This is a genomic window from Streptomyces sp. NPDC058086, from assembly GCF_042885015.1.
Classification (GTDB): Bacteria; Actinomycetota; Actinomycetes; order Streptomycetales; family Streptomycetaceae; genus Streptomyces.
Window position 1 is genome coordinate 76,869 of record NZ_JBHVST010000021.1, and the last position, 24,906, is coordinate 101,774.

Below are 24,906 nucleotides of genomic sequence, written 5' to 3' on the forward strand. Positions count from 1 at the left end.
TTGTTACTGGTTGCCGCAGGCGGACACGGTGGCCGTGTCGAGCCAGGGCAGGTCGTGACCCATCCGGTCCCGCTTGGTGCGCAGGTAGCGGAGGTTGTGCTCGCCCGCCTGTACGGGCATCGGCTCCCGGCGCGTGACCTTGAGGCCGTGCCGGACGAGCGCGTCGGTCTTGTCGGGGTTGTTGGTCAGCAGGCGCAGGCTGTGGACGCCGAGGTCCTCCAGGATCTGCGCGCTCGCGCCGTAGTCCCGGGCGTCGGCGGGCAGGCCGAGTTCCAGGTTGGCGTCGAGGGTGTCGCGGCCGCGCTCCTGGAGCTCGTAGGCGCGCAGCTTGGACAGCAGGCCGATGCCGCGCCCCTCGTGCCCACGCAGGTAGACCACGACGCCCCGGCCCTCGGCCTGGATGCGCTCCATGGAGGTCTGGAGCTGGGGGCCGCAGTCGCAGCGCAGCGAGTGGAAGATGTCGCCGGTCAGGCACTCGGAGTGGACACGGACGAGGACGTCCTCGCCGTCGCCGATCTCTCCGTGCACGAGGGCGACGTGCTCGACGCCGTCGACAGTGGAGCGGTAGCCGTACGCCGTGAACTCGCCGAAGGCGGTGGGCAGTTGTGTCTTGGCCTCGCGGCGGACCGTGGGCTCCGCGGTACGGCGGTAGGCGATCAGGTCCTCGATGGAGATGATCGTCAGGCCGTGCTTGCGGGCGAACGGGATCAGCTCGGGCAGACGGAGCATGCGTCCGTCCTCCCCGGCGATCTCGACGATCGCGCCGGCCGGGCGCAGGCCCGCGAGCCGGGCGAGGTCGACGGCGGCCTCGGTGTGGCCGTTGCGGACGAGGACACCGCCGGGCTTGGCGCGCAGCGGGAAGATGTGCCCGGGGCGCACGAAGTCGCCCGCCCCGGCCTCGCCGCCGGCCAGCAGCCGCAGCGTGGTGGCGCGGTCGGCCGCGGAGATGCCGGTGGACACGCCGTGGGCGGCGGAGGCGTCCACCGAGACGGTGAACGCGGTCTTCATCGACTCGGTGTTGTTCTCGACCATTTGGGGGAGCTGGAGGCGGTCGAGTTCGTCGCCCTCCATGGGTGCGCAGATCAGCCCGCGGCACTCGCTCATCATGAAGGCGATGATCTCGGGGGTCGCCTTCTCCGCGGCGATGACGAGGTCGCCCTCGTTCTCCCTGTCCTCGTCGTCGACGACCACGATCGGTCGGCCCGCCGCGATGTCGGCAATGGCCTTCTCGACCGGGTCGAGCGCGAAGTCCGAAGCATCTTCATCGTGCCCCGTGCTGTACCAAACGGGTGCCGTGGTCATGCGGGGGCTCCTTCCAGGACGGGCTGCCCGGCCTTGCGGGAGCGCAGCCACCAGTCGCGCATGCCCGACAGGACGAGCGCGCCGTAGACGACGTAGACGAAACCGGAGAAGGCGTAGCCGTTGGCGAAGTTGAGCGGGACGCCCACCACGTCGACCAGCAGCCAGGCGAACCAGAACTCGACCATGCCGCGGGCCTGCGCGTACATGGCGACGATCGTGCCGACGAAGATGTACGCGTCCGGCCAGGGGTCCCAGGACAGGGTCGGGTAGGCGTGAAACAGACCGCTGACCGCGAGGGTGCCCAGGGCCGCGGCGCCCACCATGTAGGCGCGCTCGCGCCAGGTGGCGAACCGTACGGAGATGTGACCGTCCTGGCCCTCCGCCTTACCGCGGTTCCACTGCCACCAGCCCCACAGGGCAACGACGATGACCACGACCTGCTTTCCGGCACTGCCGGAGAGATGGCCGCTGGCGAAGGCCGCGAAGAGGATGACGCCGGACAGGAGTTGGACGGGCCAGCTCCATATGGAGCGCCGCCAGCCCAGCGCGAGGCCGATCAGACCGACGATGTTGCCGATCATGTCCGACCACTTGATGTGCTGTCCGAGGAGCGTGAACGCCTCGGAGTTCAGCCAGTTCACTGCCCGCTCCCCTGGGTGTCGGGCAGCGCGACCGGCTGCTCGCCGCGGGCGCCGAGCAGTCGCTCGACGTACTTGGCGATGACGTCCACCTCGAGGTTGACCGGGTCGCCGGCCTGCTTGTGGCCGAGCGTGGTGAGGTCGAGGGTGGTGGGGATGAGGCTGACGGTGAAGAAGTCGGGGCCCGCGTCGACCACCGTCAGGCTGATGCCGTCGACGGTGATGGAGCCCTTCTCGACCACGTAGCGGGAGAGGTCCGCGGGGAGGGAGACCTTCACGATCTCCCAGTTCTCGGACGGCTTGCGCTCGATGACCGTGCCCGTGCCGTCGACGTGACCCTGGACGATGTGGCCGCCGAGGCGCTCGCCCACGGCCATCGGGCGTTCCAGGTTGACGCGGGAGCCGACGGTCAGGGCGCCGAGGCTGGAGCGGTCCAGGGTTTCGGCCATGACGTCGGCGGTGAATTCGTCGCCTTCGTGTTCGACGACCGTGAGACAGACGCCGTTCACGGCGATGGAGTCGCCGTGCTGTGCGCCCTGCGTGACGACGGGGCCGCGCAGACGGAAACGGGAGGCGTCGTCGAGAATTTCGACGGCGGTGACCTCACCCAGCTCTTCGACGATTCCGGTGAACACTTCCCGGGTCCTCCTGCCTCATGGGGCACGGACTCCGGGGCCTGTCGATGACGACAGAATGAGCGGACTGCGACACCGGGAGCGAGCCGCATGGGGCGACACGTCCCGAAGGACGCGCCGAAACAAACGGCAGCGCGCACGAATGCCCGCCCGCCGCGCACTGCCTCCCATCCGGACTTTAACCGTCGGTCCAGGAATTTCACCTGGTCAACCGGCCGCTGGAAGCGACCGGGTCGCGGACTGTAACCGCCGGTTCGGACTTTCACCGACCCCGGAGTGCGCTGCTTCTGGTACAGCATCAGTGTGCCACGTCTGATCCACGTCCATGCGGGCGAGCGTCTGTGGGGTGCCTCACAGGTCGTCCGGATGGACTTCTCCGGCGAATCGCGGGAGGTCAACTCCTGCGGGAATCCTCACGCTTGACGCGATCGCCCCTTGGTCCGTACCCATTGACCGCCCTGGTCTAGTCCTCTTAAGGTCCATGATCAATGGTTTGTCGAAGCCGAGGTGTCGCACTCGCCCCTTGAGCGACCCGGCGGCGGTGACGGAGGCCCTTGCCCCGCCGCCGGGTCTCCCCATCCGGGGCGCGCCCGCATCGAATCACCGGGAGCGCGGCGCGAAGAGGTCGTCCTGGGCTGATTCCCGGGACGTCAGGAGGGCTCCGCGGAGTACCGCACCGCCGCCCAGCGTGCTCGCGCGCACCTCGACCGGTAGCGGGGACATCCGGGCGAGTCGCTCGCCGACCCGCGTGGCCAGCACCTCCCCGCCCGCCTGCCCCACCTCACCGCCGAGCACCACGCACCCGGGGTCGAGAACGGCCACGACGGACGCCGCGCCGATGGCGAGACGGTCGGCGAGGGCGGAGAGGAAGCGGTCGGCTCCGGAGGAAGAAGAGGCGGGGGAAGGGGAAGAGGCAGGGGAAGGTGAGGGAAGGGTCGCCACCGCTTGCCTCACCAGCGTCGCCGCCTCCGGTTCGCCGGGCGACACCGCTGTCGCCACCAACCCGTGGCCGGCCGCGAGTTCCGCGATCGCGGCGGACCCCGCCAGGGAGTGGAACCCGCCCTCGCAGTCCGTCGCCGAGGGCAGCGTCGTCGTGCCCGGTACCGGCAGGAAGCCGATCTCGCCCGTTCCGCCGGACGCACCACGACGGAGTCTTCCGTCGAGGACGACGGCCGCACCGGTGCCGTGGCCGAGCCAGAGCAGGACGAACGTGTCGCGGTCGCGGGCGACACCGTCACGCTGTTCCGCGAGGGCGGCGAGGTTCGTCTCGTTCTCGACGATCACACGGGCGGGCAGCCGTTCCTGGAGGGCGGCGACCAGGCGGCGGTGCCACTCGGGGAGGCCGGAGGAGTCGCGGAGTTCGCCGGTGGCGGGGTCGATGAGGCCGGGGGCGCCGACGCCGACCGTGTGCAGGCGATCCGCCCCGGCCTCCTTGGCCGCGCGTTCGACCAGTGTGACCGCCTGCTCGACGGCGGGCCCGGTACCGGTGTCGTCCGCGATCGGCACCGACGCCCGGGCCAGTTCCCTGCCGAGGAGGTCGGAGACGACGACCGAGACGCCCTCGGTACGCACGTCGAGGGCGGCGAGATGGGCCCGGTCGGCGACGATCCCGTACAGACGGGCGTTGGGGCCTCGGCGCTGCTCCCCTGACTCCCCCACCACCTCGATCAGTCCGGCGGCCGCGAGGCGCTCGACGAGGTCGGCGACGGTGGGCCGGGACAGTCCGGTGAGCTGCTTCAACTGCCCTGCCGTCAGGGCGCCTTCCTGCTGGAGCAAGCGCAGGGCGAGGCGGTCGTTGATGGCCCGGGCGGTGCTCGGTGATGCGGGCATGCCGGGATCCTCCCAGATCGGTCGCTCGGTCGGCGGCCAGTAAACCACCTATCTATCAGGCAGGGTTCCTGATAGTTTACGGCGGCAGCGCGGGAAGCAGAGCCTGGAGGGGCGGGAAAGATGGGTTACATGGTCTACGACCTGCGCGAGGTGAAGCGGGCGCGGTACGCCGTGGCAGCCGTCTTCGCGGTGCACGGAGCGGTGACGGGCTCGTTCGCGACCCGTGTCCCCTGGATCCAGGACCACGCGTCCGTCAGCACCGGCCAGCTCGGACTGGCCCTCGCGTTCCCGGCGATCGGGGCCTCCGTCGCGATGCCGCTGGCGGGCCGGATCAGCCACCGCTTCGGCGCCCGCAGCGCGCTGCGCGGGCTGATGTCCCTGTGGACGCTGTCGCTGATCCTCCCGTCCCTCGCGCCGAACATCTACACGCTGTGCCCGGCCCTCTTCGTCTACGGCGCCTCGGCGGGCATGGCGGACGTGGCGATGAACGCGCTCGGCGTCGAGATCGAGAGCCGCCTCGGCAAGTCGATCATGTCGGGACTGCACGGCATGTGGAGCGCGGGAGCCCTGGTCGGCTCGGCCGGTGGCACCCTCGCCGCGCACCTCGGCTCGGACGCGCGCCTGCACCACGCGCTGGCGGCCGGGGTCCTGACGGTCCTGGGCCTCACCGCCTGCCGATGGGTGCTGGACCTGCGACCGACCGAGGACGAGGCCCCGCCGCCGCGCTTCGCGCTGCCGCCCAAGTCCGCCCTGCTCATCGGCGCGGTCGGCTTCTGCGCGGTGTTCGCGGAGGGCGCCAGTCTGGACTGGTCGGCGGTCTATCTGAAGGACGAGCTGGGCAGCTCGGCCGGTCTGGCGGCGGCGTCGACGACCGGATTCATGCTGACCATGGCGCTGGCCCGGATCGTGGGCGACGCGGTGGTCAACCGGTTCGGCGCGGTGCGCACGGTGCGGGCCGGCGGCGGTCTTGCCGTGCTCGGCGGCCTGCTCGTCGTCGTCGCGAACCACCCCGCCGTGGCGATGAGCGGCTTCGCCCTGATGGGTCTCGGCATCGCGGTCGTCGTCCCGCTCTGCTTCGCGGCGGCGGGGCACAGCGGCCCCAACCCGAGTCAGGCCATCGCGGGCGTCGCCACCATCACGTACACCTCCGGCCTGGTCGCGCCGAGCGCGATCGGCACGCTGGCGCAGGCGACGAGCCTGGTGGTGTCGTTCGGGCTGGTCACGGTGCTGGCGTGCGGCCTTGCCGCGTTCGCGGGGGTGCTGCGCGCGGGCGAGCGCGACCGGCCCAAGGTCAGTCCTGCGAACGCAGCAGTTCCCGGCCCACGGCCCTGAAGCGGTCGCTCCAGGGCGTGGGACGCAGCGTCGCGGCGTCGAGCCGGACGAGGACCCGCGTCCCGTGCGCGTACGTGAACGCGCCGTCGGCCGAGCAGAAGCGGAAGCCGTACGTCAGTCCGGTGTTCCCCAGGCGTTCCAGCCAGAGGTGGACGGCGTACCCGCCGGGGCGGTTGATCGGGGCCTCGTAGCTGATCCGCAGTTCCTTGACGGCGTTGCAGAAGTCACCCGCCGCCTCCCAGTCGCCCTCGTAGGCCAGGAAGCCCTGGTCGTTCCAGAGGGCCGTCCAGGCGCGTTCGACCATGACCGGGTAGCGGGCGTTGTGGAGCAGCCCGAGTGCGTCCAGGTCGTCGAAGTGGACGGTGACGGGGAGGAGCCGCCCGTAGGAGAGGGCGGGGGCGGCGGGGGCTTCGGCGGTCACGGGCGGGGCTCCTGAGGGTGCCGGTGGGGACGGTGGGGACACCCCCATCCTAAGCGGCCGCTCAGGAGCCCCTGATCAGGGTGTTCGTACGCCCTCCGGTCAGCCGGCGATCGAGTCCAGCTGCTCGGCGGCGGGCCGCAGCGCCCACAGGTCGCCGCCGGGCGGTGTCTCGAGTTCCGGCACCGCGGCCCGGGCCGCCCGGTCCCCCGCGTCGGCCGCCGCGTGCACGATGTCGCTCGCCGCGTAGCGGTGGAACTCCAGTTCCGGGTGGGGCCACGGCGCGGCGCCCGTCGCGGCGGGCAGCAGATAGTCGACCGCCTTGGCCAGGGTCTGGCCGTCCGGCCCCGTGTACCGCCACAGGTTCACGCCGACGTGCCGGCCGATGGCCGCGAGGCGGGTGTAGGCGACGAGGTCGAAGGTCGAGTAGTGCCAGCTGCGGGTGCGGGTGAGCTCCTGGGGCTGGCTGCCGTCCGCGGCGACCTGCGGGTCGATCCGCTTGGACTCCGCGCCGAGGACGGTCCGGCGGGCGAGGTCCTCGTCGCCGGTCGCGTACGCCAGGGCGGCGAGCTGCATGTCGTAGAAGGTGCCGTGGTTGTTCTCGGCGGCGCCCTCCTCGCCGCCGAAGGCGCTGTTCTCCAGCCAGTCGCGGAAGTCGGTGTTCCAGGCGCGCATGGCGGTGCGGTCGCTCTTCGACCAGCCGGGGGCGCCCGTCTCCAGGATCGCGATCGCGTCCAGGACGCTGGTGTAGGACTGCGAGAAGTCGATGATGCCGATGGCCCGGCCGTCGTACTTGCAGGGGATGAACTGCCCGTGGTCGAGGTTCGGGTTCATCCGGGTGGCCGGGGCGAGGAACCAGGTGCGCAGGACGGTGGCGGCCTTCTCGGCGTACTGCTTCCTGCCGGTGTAGTACCAGGCGAGCGCGAGGTCGTACGTCAAGTCGAAGACCTTCTCGACGTCCTGGCGGTCGGTGCCGGTGTCGACCTCGGGGTTGCGCTGGCCGTCACGCTGGACGTACGGGCAGCCCCAGGGGTTGTCGGCGGTCTTCGGCTGGGAGGGCCACCAGTACGGGGCCTGGCTCAGGTAGTCGTGGACGTCGCCGCCGGGGGCGGGCTTGGGCTTGTCGACGACCGTCCAGGGGCCCTGGGTCAGCCAGTTGTCGGCGCGGGCCGTCAAGCCCTTGAGCGTGCGCTTCAGTTGGGGATCTCCGCGGTCGAGGCGGAGTCGGGTCTGCTGGAGCCGGGTGCCGTCGAGGACGGCGGTCCGGGGGGCCTTGGGCGCCGCGTGGGCCGAGGCGGAGGGGACGACGACCGCCGCGAAGGTGGCCACTGCGGCGAGGAGGACAGCCAGACGGGGTCTTGCACTCATCAAGCCTCCGATCAGACATATGAACGCAGTTCATGAGTAAGACCGTGCGAGCGTAGAACCGCCAGGTACCCGTGACAATGGTCCGGACAAAGTTTCACGTACGAAGAAAGCGAAACTCACCATGGACCTCGGCGTGCGCTGGAAACTGCACGGCGACGGGCGGACGCCCGCGCCCGGAGCGGTTGTCCGACCCGATGAACGCCTCTCGTGGCCGCGCACGATCGGGCTCGGCGCCCAGCACGTGGTGGCGATGTTCGGGGCGTCGTTCGTGGCACCCGTGCTCATGGGTCTGAACCCGAACCTCGCGATCATGATGTCCGGCTTCGCGACGGTCATCTTCCTGCTCGCCACCCGCGGCCGGGTGCCCAGCTACCTCGGCTGTTCGCTCTCCTTCGTGGGCGTCGCAGCGGTGATCCGCGCGCAGGGCGGCACCAGCGCCACGGTGACGGGCGCGGTGTTCGTCGTCGGCGTCGCGCTGTTCCTGGTGGGCCTGGCCGTGCAGCGGTTCGGTGCGCGGATCATCCATGCCGCGATGCCACCGATCGTCACGGGCGCGGTCGTCATGCTGATCGGCTTCAACCTGGCGCCGGTGACGGCGTCCACGTACTGGCCACAGGACCAGTGGACGGCCCTGCTCACCATGCTGCTCACCGGTATGTCCGTCGTCTGCCTGCGCGGTTTCTGGTCACGGATCGCGATCTTCCTGGGCCTGGTCTTCGGGTACGCGATCTCCTGGGTCTTCGACCGGATCTTCGGAAAGATCCACTCGGTGGACGCGAGCGGCAAGCTCACCGACCACTGGCGGCTGAACCTCTCCGGCGTCGGCAAGGCGGACTGGATCGGGCTGCCGTCCTTCCACGGCCCGTCCTTCCAGTGGTCGGCGATCCTCGTCGCGCTGCCGGTCGTGATCGCGCTGGTCGCCGAGAACGCGGGGCACGTCAAGGCCGTCGGCGAGATGACCGGCGATCCGCTGGACGACGAGCTGGGCACCGCGATCTCCGCGGACGGCGTCGCCTCGATGCTCTCCACGGCGGTCGGCGGGCCGCCCAACACCACGTACTCCGAGAACATCGGCGTGATGGCCGCGACCCGGGTCTACTCCACGGCGGCCTACTGGGCCGCCGCGGGCTTCGCCCTCCTCTTCGGCGTCTGCCCCAAGTTCGGCGCGATCGTGGCCGCGATCCCGGGCGGCGTGCTCGGCGGCATCACCGTCATCCTGTACGGCATGATCGGCCTGCTCGGCGCCCAGATCTGGCTCAACGCCCGGGTCGACCTGCGCAATCCGCTGAACCTGGTGCCGGCCGCCGCGGGCATCATCATCGGCGTCGGCGGTGTCTCCCTGAAGTTCACGGACAACTTCTCGCTCAGCGGCATCGCGCTCGGCACGCTCGTCGTGATCACCGGGTACCACGCGCTGCGGGCGATGGCCCCGGCCCACCTGAAGACCGGGGGGGCGCTGCTGGACTCCGGCACATCCTCGTACGACGAGCCGGACGATCAGCGCGCCAGCTCATAGGCGTACTCCGCCGAGAAGGTCCCCGGCGTGCCCTTGCACCCGTCCGACTCCCCCGGCAGCTTCACCCACAGATAGGCGTCGATCCCGGCCTCCCCGGTGTTCAGGGTCGGCGCCCGGCCGATCTTCCGGCCCGCCGGATCGCACCACTCCCCGTCGGCCGGGGCCCCGTTGCCGTTGCGGCTGGTGTCGATGACGGCGCCCAGGCTCGCGGGGCCGCCCAGCGCGGACAGCACCCGCCGGGCGTACGCGATCTCGTCGCTCGTACGGTGGAAGTTGGACACGTTGGTGAAGACGCCGTCGGAGGAGGCGGCCGAGGCGGCGCCCGCCCGTTCGAGGAGCGCGGCTTGTTCGGCGGCCGGGTTCCAGGCGGAGTGGCCGGCGTCGTAGTAGACGCGGGCCCGGGGGTCGGCGGCCTTGAGGACGCGGCCGGCGCGGGCCAGCGAGGCGAAGCGGGCGGCCCGGTCGGCCGCGGGGAGGCAACCGGCCTGGGCGACCGAGTCGGGTTCCAGGATGACGATGACCTCGTCATCGCCCAGGCCCGCCGCGAAGTCGTCGATCCAGCCGTCGTACGCGGCCAGGTCGGGCGCGCCGCCCTGCGAGGCCCCGCCGCAGTCGCGCTGCGGGATGGCGTACGGCACGACGACCGGGACTCGGCCCTCGGCGGCGGCGCCCGCGGTCACCGCCCTGACCCGCGCGGTGATGGTGGCGGGCGTGAAGTCGGCGAACCAGACGGCGGCCGGGCGGTCGGCGATCCGGGACTCGATGACCGCACGCCGGTGGTCGCCGGGGTGCGACGCGACCCAGGCCAGGACCTGGGAGTCGGGGTGGTTGTAGAGCAGGGCGGGGGCGGCCACGGACTTCGGCTCCTTCCTGCTCGGGGAGGGCGTCGGGCTCGGCTTCGGGGACGGGGAGTGCGAGGACGGGGACGGCGCGGCGGAGGTCCTGGCCGGGGAGGGAGTCGGTACGGCGGGCCCCGGCCGGAGGCCGGGCGAGCGGGTCACCAGCGGTTGGGCGTCGTCGGAGGGGCGCTCGCGGTCGAGGGCGGACATCATCCCCGTCACCGCGCCGACCGCCACGACCACCGCGGCCGCCGCGACCATGGCGGCGCGCCGGACCGCGCGCCTGCGCTCGGCCCTGCGTGCGGCCAGACGCTGCGCACGTAAGCCTGACACGTACCGCTCCCCCCGGTTCCCACCACGTTTCCGCCGCTCCCGGCCACATCCGCTCCTCCCGACACGGGCGTTTTCCCTCGTTCTGGGGATGCGCCCGGCCAGGCGGCAACTCCGGTCAGCCTAGGACTGGGAACCTTCCCCCATGACGCAGTTGGAACAGTTCACCACCCCCGTGGACGCCATCGCCTCCCGGATGCGCACCCTGGCGGCGACCCTGCCGGAGCGGGACGGAATCGCGGTCTTCAACCGCGTCTACCTCACCGTCACGGAGGAGGTCGAACGGCGCCTGGACGCGGGGGAATTCCCGGACGGCGAGGCCGCGGTCACGCTGGATGTACGTTTCGCAGAGCGCTATCTGCGCGTGGCCGAGGAGGGCTCCCCGCCCGCCTGCTGGCGCCCGCTGTTCCAGTTCCGGCGCCATCCCGGAGTACGCCCGCTGCAGTTCGCGCTCGCGGGCATCAACGCGCACATCGGACACGATCTGGCGCTCGCCGTCGTGGACACCTGTCGTACGCTCCGCTGCGAACCAGCCGACCTGGAGGACGAGTTCGAGCGCGTGGGTGACCTCCTCGTCTCGCTGGAGGAGCGCGTCCGCGAAGATCTGATGCCGGGCCCCGACCTCCTCCAGATCGCCGATCCGCTCACCCATCTGCTCGGCTCGTGGAGCCTGGAGAGGGCCCGCGACGCGGCCTGGTCGGCGGCGCGGGCCCTGTGGGCGCTGCGCGGACTCCCCGACCTCGCCGAGGAGTTCGCCGACCGGCTCGGCGCCGCGGTCGGTCTGGCGGGCCGGATGCTGCTCACGCCCCTGGGGGACCGATCCGGCCATATCACCGCGTACGGCACGTAACTCACCCTCGTACGCGATACGTTCACGATTCAAATGCCGAATGCGAAGGAGCACAAGCATGGCTGCTCGGCTGGGTCTGAGTCTTCCTCAAACACGCCAGTTCGACATCGGTCGTGACGTCCCGGACGTGGCGCGCACTGCTGAGGAGATCGGCTACGAGAGTCTGTGGGTGTTCGAGCGCGCCCTGTTCCCGGACCCTGCCACGCAGGGGCTGTACGGCGTCCCGAACCTGCCCTGGCCCGACACGTACCGCGGCGTCGCCGAGCCGCTGGTGACCCTGACGCTGGCCGCGGCGGCCACACGGCGGGCGAGGCTCGGCACCAGCGTCCTGGTCGCCCCGTTGCACGGCCCGTTCCAGCTGGCCAGGGCCCTGGCCACACTGGACGCGGCGAGCGGCGGCCGGGTCGTGGCCGGCCTCGGTACCGGCTGGTCGCTCGACGAGTACGCCGCGGCGGGCGTGGCGCCGTTCGAGGAGCGGGGCCAGGTCCTGGACGAGGTCCTCGACGTGTGCCGCGCGGTGTGGGGCCCGGACCCGGTGTCGTACGAGGGCCGCCTGACCAAAATCGAGTCGGCTGTGGTCGCCCCGAAACCGGCCCGGCCGATCCCGATCCTGCTGCCCGCCTTCAGCAAGAAGGCGCTGACCCGGCTCGTGGACCGCGGCGACGGCTGGCAGCCCGTCGCCCAGGGGGGCGCCGACCAACTCGCCGCCCAGTGGCGGCAGGTGCAGGACTTCGCGGCCGAGCGCGGGCGCACCGAGCCGATCCAGTCGGTGGCGCGCATCAACGCGCGCTACTCCGCCAAGGCCTACGACGGCACGGACCGCCAGCCCTTCCAGGGCAACGTCGACCAGATCGTGTCGGACCTGGTGCCCTACGCCGAGATCGGCCTCGACGAGTACTTCGTCGACCTCCAGGACGGCCCGCGGGACGCCGAGGAGCTCAAGGACCTGGCCGCCGAGGTGTACACGGCGGCGCGGGCGGCCGGAATCTGACCGGCCGGCCCACGAAGGCCGGCCCGGCCAGGACCTGTCCGGCCGATCAAGTCGCAGGATCGGCCGGACAGGTCCTAGTCCTCGGGCAGTTCCACCGGCGCGATGTCTTCGTAGACGTCGCCGGGCCCGGGGTTGGTCGGGTCGGTCACCCCGCCCAGCTGGTGCATGACGCCCCAGACCGCGTTCAGCGCGGTCTGCACGGCGCCCTCGGCCCAGCCGGCCGTCCAGGAGATGTCGTCGCCGGCGAGGAAGATGCCCCGCTTGTCCTCGGGCAGCGCGTCCTGCATGAAGTGCGTGAACAGGCGGCGCTGGTAGCGGTAGTGGCCGGGCAGGTTGGCCTTGAACGCGCCCATGAAGTAGGGCTCGTTCTCCCAGGACACGGTCACCGGGTTGCCGATGATGTGCTTCCTGATGTCGACCTTCGGGTAGATCTCGCCGAGCGACTTCAGCATGACCTCCATCCGCTCGTTCGCGGACAGCGGCAGCCACTTCAGGCTGTCGTCGCACCACGTGTACGAGAGGCAGATGACGGCGGGCTTGTCCGGGCCCTCGTCGAGGAGGTAGGTGCCGCGGGTCATGCGGTCGGTGAGCGTCATCGACATGACGTCCCGCCCGGTCTCCTCGTCCTTGTCCAGCCAGAAAGGTCGGTCGACCGGCACGAAGAGCTTGGAGCTCTCCATGTAGTGGGTCCGCTCCATCGCCGTCCAGTGGTCGATCGGGAAGAGCGAGTCGTCGCAGGCGATCTTGGAGAGCAGCATCCAGGACTGGGCGGTGAAGATCGCCGCCTTGAAGGTGCGGATGTCGCCGTTCGCGTCGGTGACGGTGATCCGGTTGCCCGCGGTGCGGTGCAGCCGGGTCACGGCCGGGCGCGGGGCGCCGTCGTGCAGCTTCGCGAGCGAGGTGCCGTAGGCCCAGTGCACGATCTTCTGCGGCTCGCGCTCCCACAGGCGCAGCGGCAGCTGCTGGGAGCCGCCGACGATACCGCGGTGGTGGTCGTCGGCCTCGGTGTAGACGACGCGCAGGATCTCGAGGATCGAGTTCGGGAAGTCGGTGTCCCAGCCGCCCGTGCCGAAGCCGACCTGGCCGAAGATCTCACGGTGCCGGAAGGACTTGAAGGAGTCCGAGTCGCAGAGGAAGCCGTAGAAGGTCTGGTTGTCGAGCTTCTCGACGAGCTTCGCCCAGATCTCGCGGATGCGCGGCACATCGCGCTCACGCATGGCCTGGTTCATGTCGGAGAAGTCGGCGCCCTCTTCGAGACAGGCGTTCCAGGCGTTCATGACGTCGCGGTAGACCTGCGGCAGGTCGTCGACGGTGGTCGCGTAGTGCGACTCGCCCTTGAGGTCGACGACCGTCGAGGGCGTGGACTCCGCGAGGGGGTTGGGGAACGGCCGGGTCTCCAGACCCACCAGGTCGATGTAGTGCTGGAGGGCGGTGGAGGAGGGCGGGAAGCGCATGGCGCCCATCTCGGCGGTGAGCGAGGGGTCGCACCCCTCGAAGCCCACGGTCCGCAGGCGACCGCCGATCTCGTCGGCCTCGTAGACGACGGGCTTGAGGCCCATCTTCATCAGCTCGTAGGCCGCCACGATGCCGGACAGGCCGCCGCCGATGACCGCGACCTCGGTGCCGTGCTCGGTCGCGGGTATCTGGCCGAGGCCCGCCGGGTGGGCGAGGAAGTCGTCGTACGCGTACGGGAAGTCCGGGCCGAACATGGTGATCGGCGGCTGCTGCACGTCGGCGTGCTGGACGGCGGTGGGCACCGTGGACGTCATGGGGTACGGACTCCTTGCGGGAAAGCTGGTGAGGGGAGGCGCCGGGGGGAGCGGCCGGATGTCAGACGAGCGACCCGTAGAGGCCGGGGCGGCGGTCCTTCAGATACGGGTTCGCCTCGCGCGAGGCCGCGAGGAAGTCGGGGTCGGCGTCGGCGAGGACGAGTTCCTCACCGCGTCCGGCCCGGGTACGGGCGATCCCGTCGGGACCGGCCAGCGTGGACAGTCCGACGAACTCGAACTCGCCTTCCGGGCCGACCCGGTTGACGTACGCGACGTACATCTGGTTCTCGAAGGCGCGCACCGGGACGACGGACTCGGCGACGAACTGGAAGGGGTGCATCTGCGCCGTCGGCACGACGAGGAGGTCGGTGCCGGCGAGGGCGTGCGCCCGGACGTTCTCCGGGAACTCGACGTCGTAGCAGATCATGAGGCCGACGCGGAGGCCGTTCAGCTCCGCCTGGACGACGGGCTGCTCGCCGGGCGTGAAGTGGTCGCGCTCGAAGCAGCCGAAGAGGTGGGTCTTGCGGTAGTTCGCGAGGCGGGTGCCGTCGGCGGAGATGAGCTGCGCGGAGTTGTAGACCGTCTCGCCCTCGCGCTCGGGGTAGCCGTAGACGACGGCGACGCCGTGGCGGGTGGCGATCTCGGCGATCGCGTCCGCGCAGGCGCCGTCGGCCGGGTCGGCGAGGCGGGCGATGTCGTCGCCGATCGCGTACCCAGTGAGGAACATCTCCGGCGCCGCCACGAGCCCGGCACCGGCAGCGGCGGCACGGCCCGCGGCCTCGTCGAGGACCTTCAGGTTCTCGACGACCGAGCCGGGGCGGCCGGAGCTCTGGAGCAGGGCTGTGCGCATGCGTGGTCCTCACGGGTACGGAGGGGTATCGGGGGCTGTCTAGACGGTACGGGCGGGGGGCTCGGGGGGACAAGGCGGAGCCGTTGCGCGCCGGTGGACGAATCGTTGCGTGCGCCCGGCCTCCGGCGGCGATTCGTTGCGCACCCTCGGACGGGGCCCGAAACCCGCTGAGGCGCAGGTCACAGACGCCGTGACGAGCCGTCGCGAGCTCGCCGTGCCGAGCCGTCCCGGCCGCACGGCCCGCGTCCGGTTCTCACAGCGCGCGCAGGCGCTCCACGATCTCGCGCAACAGCTCGGGGTCGGCCGCCGGGCCGCCCTGATCCGGCCGCCGCGGCGCGTCGATGCGTACGAGACCGGCCTCGGCCAGATCGCCGAGCAGCACGCGTACGACGGTCAGGGGCAGGTCGGCGTCGGCGGCGAGCTCGACGACCGGCCGGGGTCCGTGGCGCACGAGGGCGAGCAGGGCGGCGCCGGCGTGGTCGACACCCGGCCGGCCCTCGTCCGTCCTGAGGGCGATGACCCGCGACATCAGATCGATCGTGTGCTGGTCCGAGGGCCGGGTCCGGCCCCGTGTCACGGTGTAGGGCCGCACCATCGACCCGGTCTCGTCCTCGTACCAGTGGTCGTCGGTCACGGCCGGGTCAGGGGCCCGCGGGGTCGGCGGCCGACCGTACGGCGGCGGCCATGTGGCGGCCGACGCGGCGGACCAGCAGCGCCATCTCGTGGGCGAGCTGTCCGACGTCCGTCTGCACCTCGCTCAGGACGGCCAGTCGGCTGCCGTCGCCCGCCGGGGTGATGAAGAGGTAGGCGTCGTCGAGCATCACCATGGTCTGGCGCACCTCCCCCGCGGCGAAGCGTTCGCCGGCCGAGCGGGCCAGGCTGTGGAAGCCGGAGCAGACGGCGGCGAGGTGCTCGATGTCCCGTCGGCGCATGCCGTCCGAGCAGCTCAGCGGGAGGCCGTCGGCGGTGAGGAGCACGGCCTGGCGGACGTGGTCGGTCCTGGCCACGAGGTCGTCGAGCAACCAGCCGAGGTCCGTGCCGGGCGGTTCGGGGGTGCTGCCGGGGGGCTCGGAGACCCGGTCGGCGGGCTCGGGGGTCTGGTCACGGAGCATCGTCGGCGTCCGTCCCTTCCTCGGTGTCGGTTCGCCGCTCGGATCCGGGCCCGGTGGGCAGGCCCTTGCGGCCGCGGTCGAGGCCGCGCTGGAAGGCGCCGAAGACCGCGCGGACCTCCTCGGCGGTGACCTCGCGCTCCGACGGCTCGTCGGCGGCCGGGCCCTCGGTGCGCAGTTCGGGGGCGAGGGAGGTCTGCCGGACGCGGGTGGGCAGCGCGGGCGGGCTCGCGGCGGGAGCGCTCTGCGGTGAGCGGTCAGCGTGCCGCTCGGGTGCCTCCCTCTGTTCCTCAAGGACCGCGGCGCCCTTCCGGAAGGTCTCGGAGGTCCGGGAGATCTCGGAGGTCCGGGAAGTCTCGGAGGTCCAGGAAGTCTCGGAGGTCCGGGAGGTCCGGGACGGAAGCGTCCGCCGGTCCGTGTCCGCGGCCGGCTCCGGCCGCTCGGGGTCGACCGGCGCGAGGACCGCCTCCGGCAGCAGCACCACCGCGGTCGTACCGCCGTACGGCGACCGGCACAGCGTGACCTCGATGCCGTGCCGTGCGGCGAGCCGACCCACCACGTACAGCCCGAGCCGGTCGTGCCGGGTCGGGTCGAAATCGTCCGGCGTGGTGAGGGTGCGGTGGGCCTCCTCGATCTGTTCGGGTTCGAGACCGAGGCCCCGGTCGTCGATCTCCAGGACGAACCCGCTCCCGGCCCGGCCCGTGCGCAGGGTGACCTGCGTCTGGGGCGGTGAGAACACGGTGGCGTTCTCGACGAGTTCAGCGATCAGATGGACGACGTCGGCGACGGCGTCCGCCGCCACGCCCACCTCCGGCATCGGCGGGACCACGACGCGCGCGTACTCCTCGATCTCGCTCACCGCGGAGGCCACCACGCGGGCGACGGGCACGGGCCTGCGCCATCTGCGGCCGGGCGCGGCGCCGGAGAGGATGATCAGGCTCTCCGCGTGGCGCCGCATCCGGGTGGTGAGGTGGTCGATCCGGAACAGGTCGTCCAGGACGTCCGGGTCGTCGGTGCGCCGCTCCAGCGTGTCGACCAGTTTGAGCTGGCGGTGGACGAGGGCCTGGTTGCGGCGGGCGATGTTGAGGAGCACCGCGAACAGCCCGCGGCGCAGGGTGGCCTGCTTGACGGCCGCCTCGACGGCCGCGAGGCGGGCGGTGTTGAAGGACCGGCCGACCTGGCCGATCTCGTCGGCTCCCGCCTCCCCGTCGGCCAGGGGTGGGGCCTGTGTTGCGGCGTCCACGTCCTCGCCCGCGCCGAGCCGCCGCATCACGTCGGGCAGTTGGCGGGTGGTGAGGAGGTCGGCGGCGTCCCGGAGGGTCTCCAGGCGGCGCGAGATGCGCCGGGCACCGCGCACGGCGAACCACAGGGACAGGCCCACGGCGGCGAGTCCCAGTACACCGACGATCGCCGCCTTGGCCAGCTCCCGGTAGGCGAAGGCCCGTCCGCGCTCGGCGGAGTTGACGGCCGACCGCGTACACAGCTGCATGTACCGCTTGACGGCCCGGTCGGTGGTGGTGCGCCAGGAGCCGGCCGCGACGGCCTCCCCCGCACCCCGCGCGCCCGCCCGCAGCAGGGCGTCCTCGCCTCGGGTCAACTCCCGGTACAGGGAGCCGCGCTGGAACTCCTCGAAGGGGCCGCGCGAGTCGGCGGGAAGGTCGGGCACGTACGTCCGCTCGAAGACCCGGCGGTCCTCGATCGTCGCGGTGAGCGTGTCGTACTGACGGTCGGTGAGCGATCCGGCGGCCCGCGCCCCGGCGACGAGGGCGTCCTCCCGCGAGACGAACTCCCTCACCCGCACCAGCTCGATGACGACCTGGGCCTCGCGCGCCAGCTGTCCGGCCTGCAGCGCGGTGAGGGCGGACTGGACGTCGAAGCCCGGCTCCACGAGGGCACCGTACTCGGTCACCGCCCGGTCCCAGCTGATGGCGCGGGACAGCACCCGCTCCCGCAGCCCCTCCAGCCCGTCGAAGGAGCGCAGCACGGCGTCGAGCACCTGCCGCTGCCTGCCGGAGAGCCGCCCGCGGTCACCGTCCCGGATCGCCGTGCGCATGGCGGTCACGGCACGGTCGGTGCGGCGCTGCTGCTCCATCAGGTCGAGGGCCGCCGCCGTGCCGTGGTCCGCGCCCAGGTAGGCGGCCGCGAGCCGCCGTTCGATCTGGATCTGGCCGACCGCCGTGTCGACGGGCGTCCCGAAGTCGTCGTACACCCCCTGGACCCGGACGAGCGCGCGCAGTTCGCCGGTGACGGACACCATGGCGAAGCTCCACAGCACCATGAGGGCGACCACCGGTGCGAGCGCGAGCGCCACGATGCGCGTACGGACCGTGGTGGGACGGCCGAAGGACCAGCGCATGGACTCCCCAGGACGACAGGACGGTCGGGTGGCTGGGCGACGGTTGGTTACCCATCGGTGTTACTCGCTGGTAGCGGCGCGGATCAACCTACGTGATGGCGCGCCCGCATCGCAATGGCTTCCTCATGGCTTCCTCATGGCTTCCTGGACTGACTCTCGGTTCAGTGCGCGGACATGCCCGGCCGGTCGGCGAGTTCGGAGGGGTCGGAGGGGTCGGCGCGGGGCACGGCGAAGGTGGTCACGACCGCTGCGTGGTCCGAGGGCCAGTCGTTGCCGGCGACGTCGGGCCAGGGTCGCGGCGTGCCGGTGACGAGCGCCCGGGAGTCGAGCACGGTCAGCCCACGGTGCAGCACGAAGTCGATCCGGTCCTGCGGCTCGGGCCGTCCGCTGCCGTCCTCGTGCTCCACGTGGACCGGCGACCAGGTGTGTCCGGGCTCCCGCACGGGGTCGGGGTGGGCCTCGCGGTAGGAGTCGCGCAGGCCGGCCTCCTCGGCGGCCCTGGTCACGGGCCACTCGACGTCCGGCCAGTCCAGGTGCGAGGGCGCGTTGAAGTCACCGACCAGGACCACGGGGACCGCCTCGGTGGCGGACTCGGTGACGCGCCGCAGGATCTCCCGCATCTGCTCCAGGCGGACGCCCTCGTGGGCGATGAGTCCGGCCGCCGGGAGCCCGTCGAAGCGGGCCTCGTAGGGGCCGTACGGGGTGTAGTCGAGGTGGGCGCTCCAGACGTCCACCTCCTGGCCGCCGTCCAGCCGGACGCGCACTCCGGTGCCGCCGTAGAAGCCGACGTCCGGGTCGCCGTGGTGGGCGGTGATCGGGTAGCGGCTGATGACGCCGAGGTTCTCGCCGGCCCGGTGGTGGTGCCAGCCGAGCGCCTCGGCGAGTTCCTGTGCCGAGGTGCCGTAGGTCTCCTGGAGGCCGACCACGTCCGCGCCGGTCTCGGCGATGACCTTGAGCTGCTTCTCGCGGTGGTCGTCGACCTTCGTCCCGCCGCACCAGAGGTTCCAGCTCATCACCCGCAACTCGCGGGGCGCGACCATGGCGCGCAGCCGGGCCGGGGTCACCTCCTCCAGGCTGGTCAGGACGGTGCGTCCGGGTACGGAGTCGATCGGCGCGAGTGAGGGCACGGCGAGCACGGCACAGCCCGCGGCCTCGGCGGACGCCACACCCGTCTCGGTGTCCTCCACGGCCACACATGCGGTGGGGTCGACGCCGAGGGCGCGGCAGGCGGCGAGGTAGGGGTCGGGGGCGGGCTTGGTGTGTTCGGTGTCGTCGGCCGTGACGGAGACCGCGAAGTGTTCGGCGCCGAGGGCCGCGAGGACGGTGTCGGCGACGGCGCGCGGCGACGCGGTCACGAGGGCGGTGGGGACACCCTCGCGGACCAGTTCGCCGAGGAGCCGCAGCGCGCCCGGGCGGGGCACGATGCCGGTGCGGACCCGGTGCGCGAACTCCCGGTGCAGCTCGGTGGCGATCTCCCGCGCCCCGGCGCCCGTGATCCCGCCGAGCCAGGCGGCGGTGTACTCGACGGGCCGGCCGAGCACCTCCGGCTGGTCGGCCCCGGTCAGCCGGCGTCCGAGCCCGTCGGCCACCTGCTCCACCGCCTCCCACCACAGTCGCTCGGTGTCCACGAGCGTGCCGTCCATGTCGAACAGGACGGCCTGGAGGGGGAGTCGGCGGGGGGTGGTGCGGAGGGTCACGGTGCTCTCTTTCACTCGGCGTAACTCAGTGGGGGGATGCGTCCGTCAACGCGTGCGCTCGGCGACCAGCACAGGACGCTCCGGCAGGCTCACGGTCACGGCGGCGCCCGAGCCGAGCCCGGCGGCCTCGTGCGTGGGCAGGTCGGCCTTGACCTCGGTGGCGTCCGGGAGCCGGACGGTGACGCGGGTCGCGGCACCGAGGAAGGCGGTGGCGACGACGCGGGCGGTCCCGGCCTCGTCCGCCCGTACCCGCACCGCCTCGGGCCGTACGAGCACGTCGATCTCCGTCGCGGCGGGCGCGTCCCCGTCGACCGGAAGCCGCTGTCCGAGCACCTCGGCCACGCCGGAGTCCAGCCGTCCCGGAATCCGGCTCATCGTGCCGACGAACTCGGCGACGAAGGCGGTCGCGGGCCGCCCGTACAGCTCGGCGGGCGCGGCGCACTGTTCGAGCCGCCCGGCCCGCATCACGGCGACGCGGTCCGCCATGGACAGCGCCTCTTCCTGATCGTGTGTCACGAACAGTGTGGTGATGCCGAGTTCCTGCTGAAGCCGGCGGATCTCCTCGCGCAGGGTGAGCCGCACCTTGGCGTCCAGGGCGGAGAGGGGCTCGTCGAGCAGCAGCACGCGCGGACGCAGGGCGAGTGCGCGGGCCAGTGCGATGCGCTGCTGCTGGCCGCCGGAGAGCTGGTGCGGGAACCGCTCGCCCTTGTCGGCGAGTCCCACGAGGTCGAGCAACTCGGCCGCGCGGGAACGCCGTTCGGCGGTACGCACCTTGCGCATCCGCAGCCCGAAGGCCACGTTGTCGAGGGCACTGAGGTGCGGGAAGAGGCTGTACGACTGGAAGACCATCCCCGCGTCGCGGCGGTGGGCCGGGACCCGGGTGACGTCCTCGCCGTCGACCAGCACCTCGCCGGAGTCGGGGTGTTCGAAACCGGCGAGCATGCGCAGCGCGGTGGTCTTGCCACAACCGGAGGGGCCGAGCAGGGCGAGGAGTTCGCCGGGCCGGACGGTCAGATCGAGGCCGTCGAGGGCGACGGTCGGGCCGAACTCCCGCCGCAGGCCCCGGAATTCAACGGTGGCGGCCTTGGCGTCGGCGGCCTTCTCAAGCGTGGTGACGGTCATGGTTCATCCCCGGGATGCGGAAGCGGAACGGGAGCGCCCGCCGAGCCCGGCGAGCGAGAGGAGCAGGGCCCAGGTGACGAGCAGGCTGAGCACGGAGACGGCGACGGAGAGCTGGGCCTGCGAGCCGCCGACGCTGTAGATCCACACGGCGAAGGGCTGGAAGCCGAGCAACTGGGCGACGGTGAACTCGCCGAGCACCAGGGCCAGCGTGAGGAAGGAGGCGTTGAGCAGCGCCCCGCGCAGATTGGGCAGCACGACCCGTACCAGCGCCTGCGGCCAGTTCGCCCCGCAGCTGCGCGCGGCCTCGACGAGGGTGCGTACGTCGACGGCGCGCAGCCCGGCGTCCAGGGCCCGGTACACGAACGGCAGCGCCATCACGACGTACGCGAGAACGAGCACGAACGGGAAGTCGGGGTTCTGGAGGGCCACGAACGTCTCGAACAGCGGGGTGCGGGAGAGGTGTTCGGGTCCCCACTTGAGGACCGTGGCGATCCCGGCGACGAAGGCGATCGGCGGGACGACCAGCGGCAGCGAGCAGATCACCTCCACCACGGGCCGCAGCTTCGGGGCACCGAGCCGCAGCGCGACCATCGCGGGCACCATCAGCAGCAGGACCACGGCGATGGTGGCGGCGGCCAGTTCCAGCGACAGCAGCAGACTGGAGCCGAAGCCGTCGGCGGAGACGATCTGGCGGTACGCGTCGAAGGTGATCCCCTGGTTCGGCACGTCGACCGTGAAGATCACGGACGCGGCGAGCGGGACCAGGAAGTAGAGCCCGGCGCAGACGAGGACGACCCCGCGCCAGGGACGTACGCGTACGGACTTGTTCGCCCAGCGGGCGGGCTTCAGGACCCGAGCGGGATTGTTCAGGCTTCCAGCCATCGCGCGCTCCGTCGTTGCAGGGGCAGGTACACGGCCATGACCAGGCCCGCGATGAGGACCATGTCGAGGCTGAGGGCGAGCGCCACGTTCTCCTGGCCGACCAGGACGTTGCCGGAGATGGCGTCGGCGATCTGCAGGGTGACCAGCGGGACCGCACTGCCCACCATGGCCGCCGCGGTGGCGTACGCGGCGAAGGCGCTGCCGAAGAGCAGCACGAGGCCGCCGAGCAGGGAGGGAGTGAGGACGGGGAGGGCGATGTGCCGCCAGTACTGGATTCCGGTGGCGCCGTTGTTCTGTGCGGCCTCGCGCCACTGGGAGCGCAGGCCGTCCAGGGCGGGCGTGATGGTGAGGACCATCAGCGGGATCAGGAAGTACAGGTAGACGATGACCAGGCCCCAGAAGCTGTAGAGGTTCCAGCCCTTGTCCTTCAGACCCAGGTGCTCGGTCAGGACGCCCGCGTTGCCGAGGGTGGCGACGAACGCGAAGGCCAGCGGGACGCCGCCGAAGTTGGCGAGGACGCCGGAGGCGGTGAGGACCGCCTCGCGCAGGGCGCGGAAGCGGGAGGTCACCACGGCCTGGGCGAGCGGCAGTCCGAGGACGGTCGCGATGCCCGCGGAGACCGCGGACAGCTTGACGCTGCCGATCAGGGCGGTGAGGTAGGCGCCCTGGAGCGAGTCGGTCAGGTTGGCCGTGGTGTACGAGGTGGCGCCGGTCGTCTGGTCCTTGACGGTGAAGGCGCCGTTCAGCATGGCCAGGGCGGGGATGCCGAAGGCGATCGCGACGAAGACGAGCAGCGGGAGCACGGCGAGCCAGCCGGGGGCGCGGCGCCGCCGCCGCCGGGAAGCGGCGGCGGCGGGCGTCACGTCGGCCTCGGCCTCGGCGAGGACGGTGGTCATCCGGAGACGGCCTTGCCCCAGCCCTGCGCGAGGACCGTCTTGGCCTTGGCCTGCTGGGCCTCGGTCGGGAAGCTCGGCGTGCCGGAGACCGCGGGGAGCTTGGCGGCGGCGGTCTTGTCGAGGGTGCCGGCGGTCTGCATGGCGGTCATCAGAGCCGGGCGGGCGTAGCCCTTGAGCCAGAGGTTCTGGCCCTCGGTGCTGTAGAGGTACTCCTGCCACAGGCGGGCGGCCGCCGGGTGCGGGGCGTCCTTGTTGATGGCCTGGGAGTAGTACTGGGAGAACTTGCCGTCCGAGGGGACCGTGACCGTCCAGTCGACGCCCTTGGACTTGAACTCGTCGGCGTAACCGGCGTTCAGGTAGTCCCAGTCGATGCTGATCGGGGTCTCGCCCTTCTCGACGGTGGCCGGGGTCGACTCGACGGGCGTGTAGTTGCCGTTCTTCTTCAGCTTGGCGAAGAAGTCCAGGCCGGGCTGGATGTCGTCGAACGAACCACCATTGGCGAGCGAGGCCGCGTAGACACCGCCGAAGGCCGAACCGGACTTGGTGGGGTTGCCGTTGAGGGCGACCTGACCCTTGTACTCCGGCTTGAGCAGGTCCTTGAAGGTCTTCGGGCACTCCTTGACCTTCTTGGCGTCGCAGCCGATGGAGATGTAGCCGCCGTAGTCGTTGAACCAGCGGCCCTGCGCGTCCTTCTGCCCCTCGGAGATGTCGGCGAAGGCGGTCACCTTGTACGGCGCGAGCAGCCCCTGCTGGGCGGCGCTGAGCGCGAACGAGCTGCCCAGGTCGAGGACGTCCGGGGCGCGGTCCTGCCCCTTCCTCGACGTCACGGCGTTGATCTCGTCCTGGCTGGCGCCGTCCGGGTTCTCCACCTCGATCTTGATGCCGTACTTCTTCTTGAAGCCGTCGATCAGGGCACCGTAGTTGGCCCAGTCCCGGGGCAGCGCGATCGCGTGCAGCGTGCCCTCCTTCTTGGCGGCCTTGACCAGGGCGTCGAGGCCGCCGAAGTCCGCGGCGGAGGTCGCGGTGGCCGCGCTCTTGCCGTCGGCGGTGGTCGACTTGTCGTCGGGGGCCGCGCCACAGGCGCTGAGGGCGAGGGCGGCGGCGACGGCGAGGCCGCCGGTGAGGACGGCGGTCCTCGGCAGGAACACGGTCACGGTCTCTCCAGGAGTACGCACGAGGGTTCGGGTGGTGCGGAGAACTTGTCTGAACAAGTTGGCCCCAGTAGGCCCGGCATTGGTGTCTTGTTCGTAAACTTTGGCGAAACCGTGACCCTTGATTCCCTGCACAATCCCGGCCCGCGCCGATCACCTTCCGATCTCGATTAGGCTGGTCACGCTGTGCACAGCAGTCGAGTCAGAGGGGAAGCATGCCGGCGCGACACGAGGAGATCGCCGATGAGCTGCGGCGGGCGATCGACCGCGAGGAGTACACGGTGGGCAGTCTGCTGCCCGCGGAGACGGACCTCGCGGCCCAGTACGGCGTGGCGCGCGGCACGGTCCGCCAGGCCGTCGCGGCCCTGACCGCCGAGGGCCTCATCGGCTCCCGCCAGGGCGCCCGCCGGGTGGTCCTCGCCAGCCGTCGCAGCCAGAGCTTCGCCGAACTGCGCAGCTTCGCCCAGTGGGCGCGCGCGATGGGCCGGGAAGCGACGGGACACGTCGTCGAGCAGGAGCACCGCCCGGCGACCGCGGAGGACGCCGTACGCCTCCAACTCCCCGAGACGACACCGGTGTTGCACGTGCTGCGGGTCCGCGGCCTGGACGGCGAGCCGGTCCTCCTGGAACGGACCGTGTACGCGGACTGGATCTCCCCCGCCGTCGAGGCCGTCGAGCCCGACTGCCCCTCGGTCACACAGCGGCTCTACGAGGACACCGGCCTGGTCTTCGCCTACGGCGAGCACGTCATCGACGCGGTGGCGGCGGGCGCCCAGGACGCCGACCTCCTCGGCGTCCGCCGCACCAGTCCCCTCCTGAGGGTCCGCCGCGTCACCACCACCCGCGAAGGCCGCCCGGTGGAATGGTCCGACGACCGCTACCGCTCGGACGCGGTGAGCTTCAGCGTCCACAACTCGATCGGCAACAACGCGTTGGCCCGCAAAACAGCGGAGTGAGCTGGAGCGCCCCGAAAGGGGCGCGGGGCTGTGACGTATAGCGGCTCCGCCGCGGGGCGCGACCAGCCA

22 protein-coding genes and 1 riboswitch are annotated in these 24,906 nt (G+C 71.7%); of the genes, 5 read left to right on the top strand and 17 right to left on the bottom strand.

Features of this window, described 5'->3' with window-relative positions:
- Window positions 1-3: 3 nt before the first annotated feature.
- The 4 genes from ACFVWD_RS18850 to ACFVWD_RS18865 all read right to left on the bottom strand — a co-directional run bounded on the left by ACFVWD_RS18850 (window position 4) and on the right by ACFVWD_RS18865 (window position 4,405).
- Window positions 4-1,302, bottom strand: coding sequence for a bifunctional 3,4-dihydroxy-2-butanone-4-phosphate synthase/GTP cyclohydrolase II (locus ACFVWD_RS18850; RefSeq protein WP_389597391.1), 1,299 nt, complete (start codon window positions 1,300-1,302; stop codon window positions 4-6).
- Entirely contained in the window at window positions 1,299-1,943 is a 645-nt protein-coding gene (pnuC, locus tag ACFVWD_RS18855) for a nicotinamide riboside transporter PnuC (protein WP_389597393.1), read from the bottom strand. The genes ACFVWD_RS18850 and pnuC overlap by 4 nt, the downstream gene beginning before the upstream one ends.
- Window positions 1,940-2,575: a riboflavin synthase gene (locus ACFVWD_RS18860; RefSeq protein ID WP_101406323.1), complete on the bottom strand. Its 636-nt coding sequence runs from the start codon at window positions 2,573-2,575 to the stop codon at window positions 1,940-1,942. The genes pnuC and ACFVWD_RS18860 overlap by 4 nt, the downstream gene beginning before the upstream one ends.
- Window positions 2,576-2,728: 153 nt before the next feature.
- Window positions 2,729-2,859: riboswitch (FMN riboswitch) on the bottom strand.
- 316 nt (window positions 2,860-3,175) lie between these two features.
- The gene (locus ACFVWD_RS18865; protein ID WP_389597394.1) at window positions 3,176-4,405 is read right to left on the bottom strand and encodes an ROK family transcriptional regulator; all 1,230 of its coding nucleotides are present in this window, start codon (window positions 4,403-4,405) and stop codon (window positions 3,176-3,178) included.
- 129 nt (window positions 4,406-4,534) lie between these two features.
- Here ACFVWD_RS18865 and ACFVWD_RS18870 point away from each other — a divergent pair, with 129 nt between their 5' ends.
- Window positions 4,535-5,737, top strand: a complete 1,203-nt coding sequence (locus ACFVWD_RS18870; RefSeq protein WP_389597455.1) for an MFS transporter — start codon at window positions 4,535-4,537, stop codon at window positions 5,735-5,737.
- Here ACFVWD_RS18870 and ACFVWD_RS18875 read toward each other — a convergent pair.
- Both ACFVWD_RS18875 and ACFVWD_RS18880 read right to left on the bottom strand, forming a co-directional pair.
- Window positions 5,697-6,158, bottom strand: coding sequence for an acyl-CoA thioesterase (locus ACFVWD_RS18875; RefSeq protein WP_389597396.1), 462 nt, complete (start codon window positions 6,156-6,158; stop codon window positions 5,697-5,699). The genes ACFVWD_RS18870 and ACFVWD_RS18875 overlap by 41 nt on opposite strands.
- Window positions 6,159-6,257: 99 nt before the next feature.
- The gene (locus ACFVWD_RS18880) at window positions 6,258-7,523 is read right to left on the bottom strand and encodes an alginate lyase family protein (protein ID WP_389597397.1); all 1,266 of its coding nucleotides are present in this window, start codon (window positions 7,521-7,523) and stop codon (window positions 6,258-6,260) included.
- Window positions 7,524-7,644: 121 nt separating this feature from the next.
- On the opposite strand from ACFVWD_RS18880, the gene ACFVWD_RS18885 reads away from it, so the two are divergent.
- Window positions 7,645-9,039, top strand: coding sequence for a uracil-xanthine permease family protein (locus tag ACFVWD_RS18885; protein WP_389597398.1), 1,395 nt, complete (start codon window positions 7,645-7,647; stop codon window positions 9,037-9,039).
- On the opposite strand, the gene ACFVWD_RS18890 is transcribed toward ACFVWD_RS18885, so the two are convergent.
- Window positions 9,021-10,139: a glycoside hydrolase family 6 protein gene (locus tag ACFVWD_RS18890; protein WP_389597456.1), complete on the bottom strand. Its 1,119-nt coding sequence runs from the start codon at window positions 10,137-10,139 to the stop codon at window positions 9,021-9,023. The genes ACFVWD_RS18885 and ACFVWD_RS18890 overlap by 19 nt on opposite strands.
- A gap of 214 nt (window positions 10,140-10,353) precedes the next feature.
- Between ACFVWD_RS18890 and ACFVWD_RS18895 the strand changes: the two genes are divergently transcribed.
- Complete coding sequence (locus ACFVWD_RS18895) at window positions 10,354-11,058, top strand: DUF5995 family protein (RefSeq protein WP_097283883.1); 705 nt, start codon at window positions 10,354-10,356, stop codon at window positions 11,056-11,058.
- Window positions 11,059-11,116: 58 nt separating this feature from the next.
- Complete coding sequence (locus tag ACFVWD_RS18900; RefSeq protein ID WP_389597400.1) at window positions 11,117-12,049, top strand: TIGR03619 family F420-dependent LLM class oxidoreductase; 933 nt, start codon at window positions 11,117-11,119, stop codon at window positions 12,047-12,049.
- Between the two features lie 74 nt (window positions 12,050-12,123).
- On the opposite strand, the gene ACFVWD_RS18905 is transcribed toward ACFVWD_RS18900, so the two are convergent.
- The 10 genes from ACFVWD_RS18905 to ACFVWD_RS18950 all read right to left on the bottom strand — a co-directional run bounded on the left by ACFVWD_RS18905 (window position 12,124) and on the right by ACFVWD_RS18950 (window position 23,884).
- Window positions 12,124-13,818, bottom strand: a complete 1,695-nt coding sequence (locus ACFVWD_RS18905; RefSeq protein WP_389597401.1) for a flavin monoamine oxidase family protein — start codon at window positions 13,816-13,818, stop codon at window positions 12,124-12,126.
- A gap of 61 nt (window positions 13,819-13,879) precedes the next feature.
- Complete coding sequence (locus ACFVWD_RS18910; protein WP_168507226.1) at window positions 13,880-14,668, bottom strand: carbon-nitrogen hydrolase family protein; 789 nt, start codon at window positions 14,666-14,668, stop codon at window positions 13,880-13,882.
- A gap of 253 nt (window positions 14,669-14,921) precedes the next feature.
- Window positions 14,922-15,302: a DUF742 domain-containing protein gene (locus ACFVWD_RS18915; RefSeq protein WP_389597403.1), complete on the bottom strand. Its 381-nt coding sequence runs from the start codon at window positions 15,300-15,302 to the stop codon at window positions 14,922-14,924.
- A gap of 7 nt (window positions 15,303-15,309) precedes the next feature.
- Window positions 15,310-15,780, bottom strand: a complete 471-nt coding sequence (locus ACFVWD_RS18920) for a roadblock/LC7 domain-containing protein (protein ID WP_389597405.1) — start codon at window positions 15,778-15,780, stop codon at window positions 15,310-15,312.
- Window positions 15,770-18,133 (bottom strand): nitrate- and nitrite sensing domain-containing protein, encoded by a 2,364-nt coding sequence (locus ACFVWD_RS18925; protein WP_389597406.1) that lies wholly within the window; start codon window positions 18,131-18,133, stop codon window positions 15,770-15,772. Before ACFVWD_RS18925 ends, ACFVWD_RS18920 begins: the two co-directional genes overlap by 11 nt.
- A gap of 161 nt (window positions 18,134-18,294) precedes the next feature.
- Window positions 18,295-19,830: an HAD-IA family hydrolase gene (locus ACFVWD_RS18930; RefSeq protein ID WP_389597407.1), complete on the bottom strand. Its 1,536-nt coding sequence runs from the start codon at window positions 19,828-19,830 to the stop codon at window positions 18,295-18,297.
- A 45-nt stretch (window positions 19,831-19,875) separates the two neighbouring features.
- Window positions 19,876-20,952, bottom strand: coding sequence for an ABC transporter ATP-binding protein (locus tag ACFVWD_RS18935; protein ID WP_384917951.1), 1,077 nt, complete (start codon window positions 20,950-20,952; stop codon window positions 19,876-19,878).
- 3 nt (window positions 20,953-20,955) lie between these two features.
- Window positions 20,956-21,834, bottom strand: coding sequence for an ABC transporter permease (locus tag ACFVWD_RS18940; RefSeq protein ID WP_389597410.1), 879 nt, complete (start codon window positions 21,832-21,834; stop codon window positions 20,956-20,958).
- Window positions 21,819-22,730 (bottom strand): ABC transporter permease, encoded by a 912-nt coding sequence (locus ACFVWD_RS18945; RefSeq protein ID WP_389597412.1) that lies wholly within the window; start codon window positions 22,728-22,730, stop codon window positions 21,819-21,821. Before ACFVWD_RS18945 ends, ACFVWD_RS18940 begins: the two co-directional genes overlap by 16 nt.
- Entirely contained in the window at window positions 22,727-23,884 is a 1,158-nt protein-coding gene (locus ACFVWD_RS18950) for an ABC transporter substrate-binding protein (protein ID WP_389597414.1), read from the bottom strand. The genes ACFVWD_RS18945 and ACFVWD_RS18950 overlap by 4 nt, the downstream gene beginning before the upstream one ends.
- Before the next feature lie 212 nt (window positions 23,885-24,096).
- Here ACFVWD_RS18950 and ACFVWD_RS18955 point away from each other — a divergent pair, with 212 nt between their 5' ends.
- On the top strand, window positions 24,097-24,837 hold the full coding sequence (locus tag ACFVWD_RS18955; RefSeq protein WP_389597416.1) for a GntR family transcriptional regulator: 741 nt from the start codon (window positions 24,097-24,099) through the stop codon (window positions 24,835-24,837).
- Window positions 24,838-24,906 lie beyond the last annotated feature (69 nt).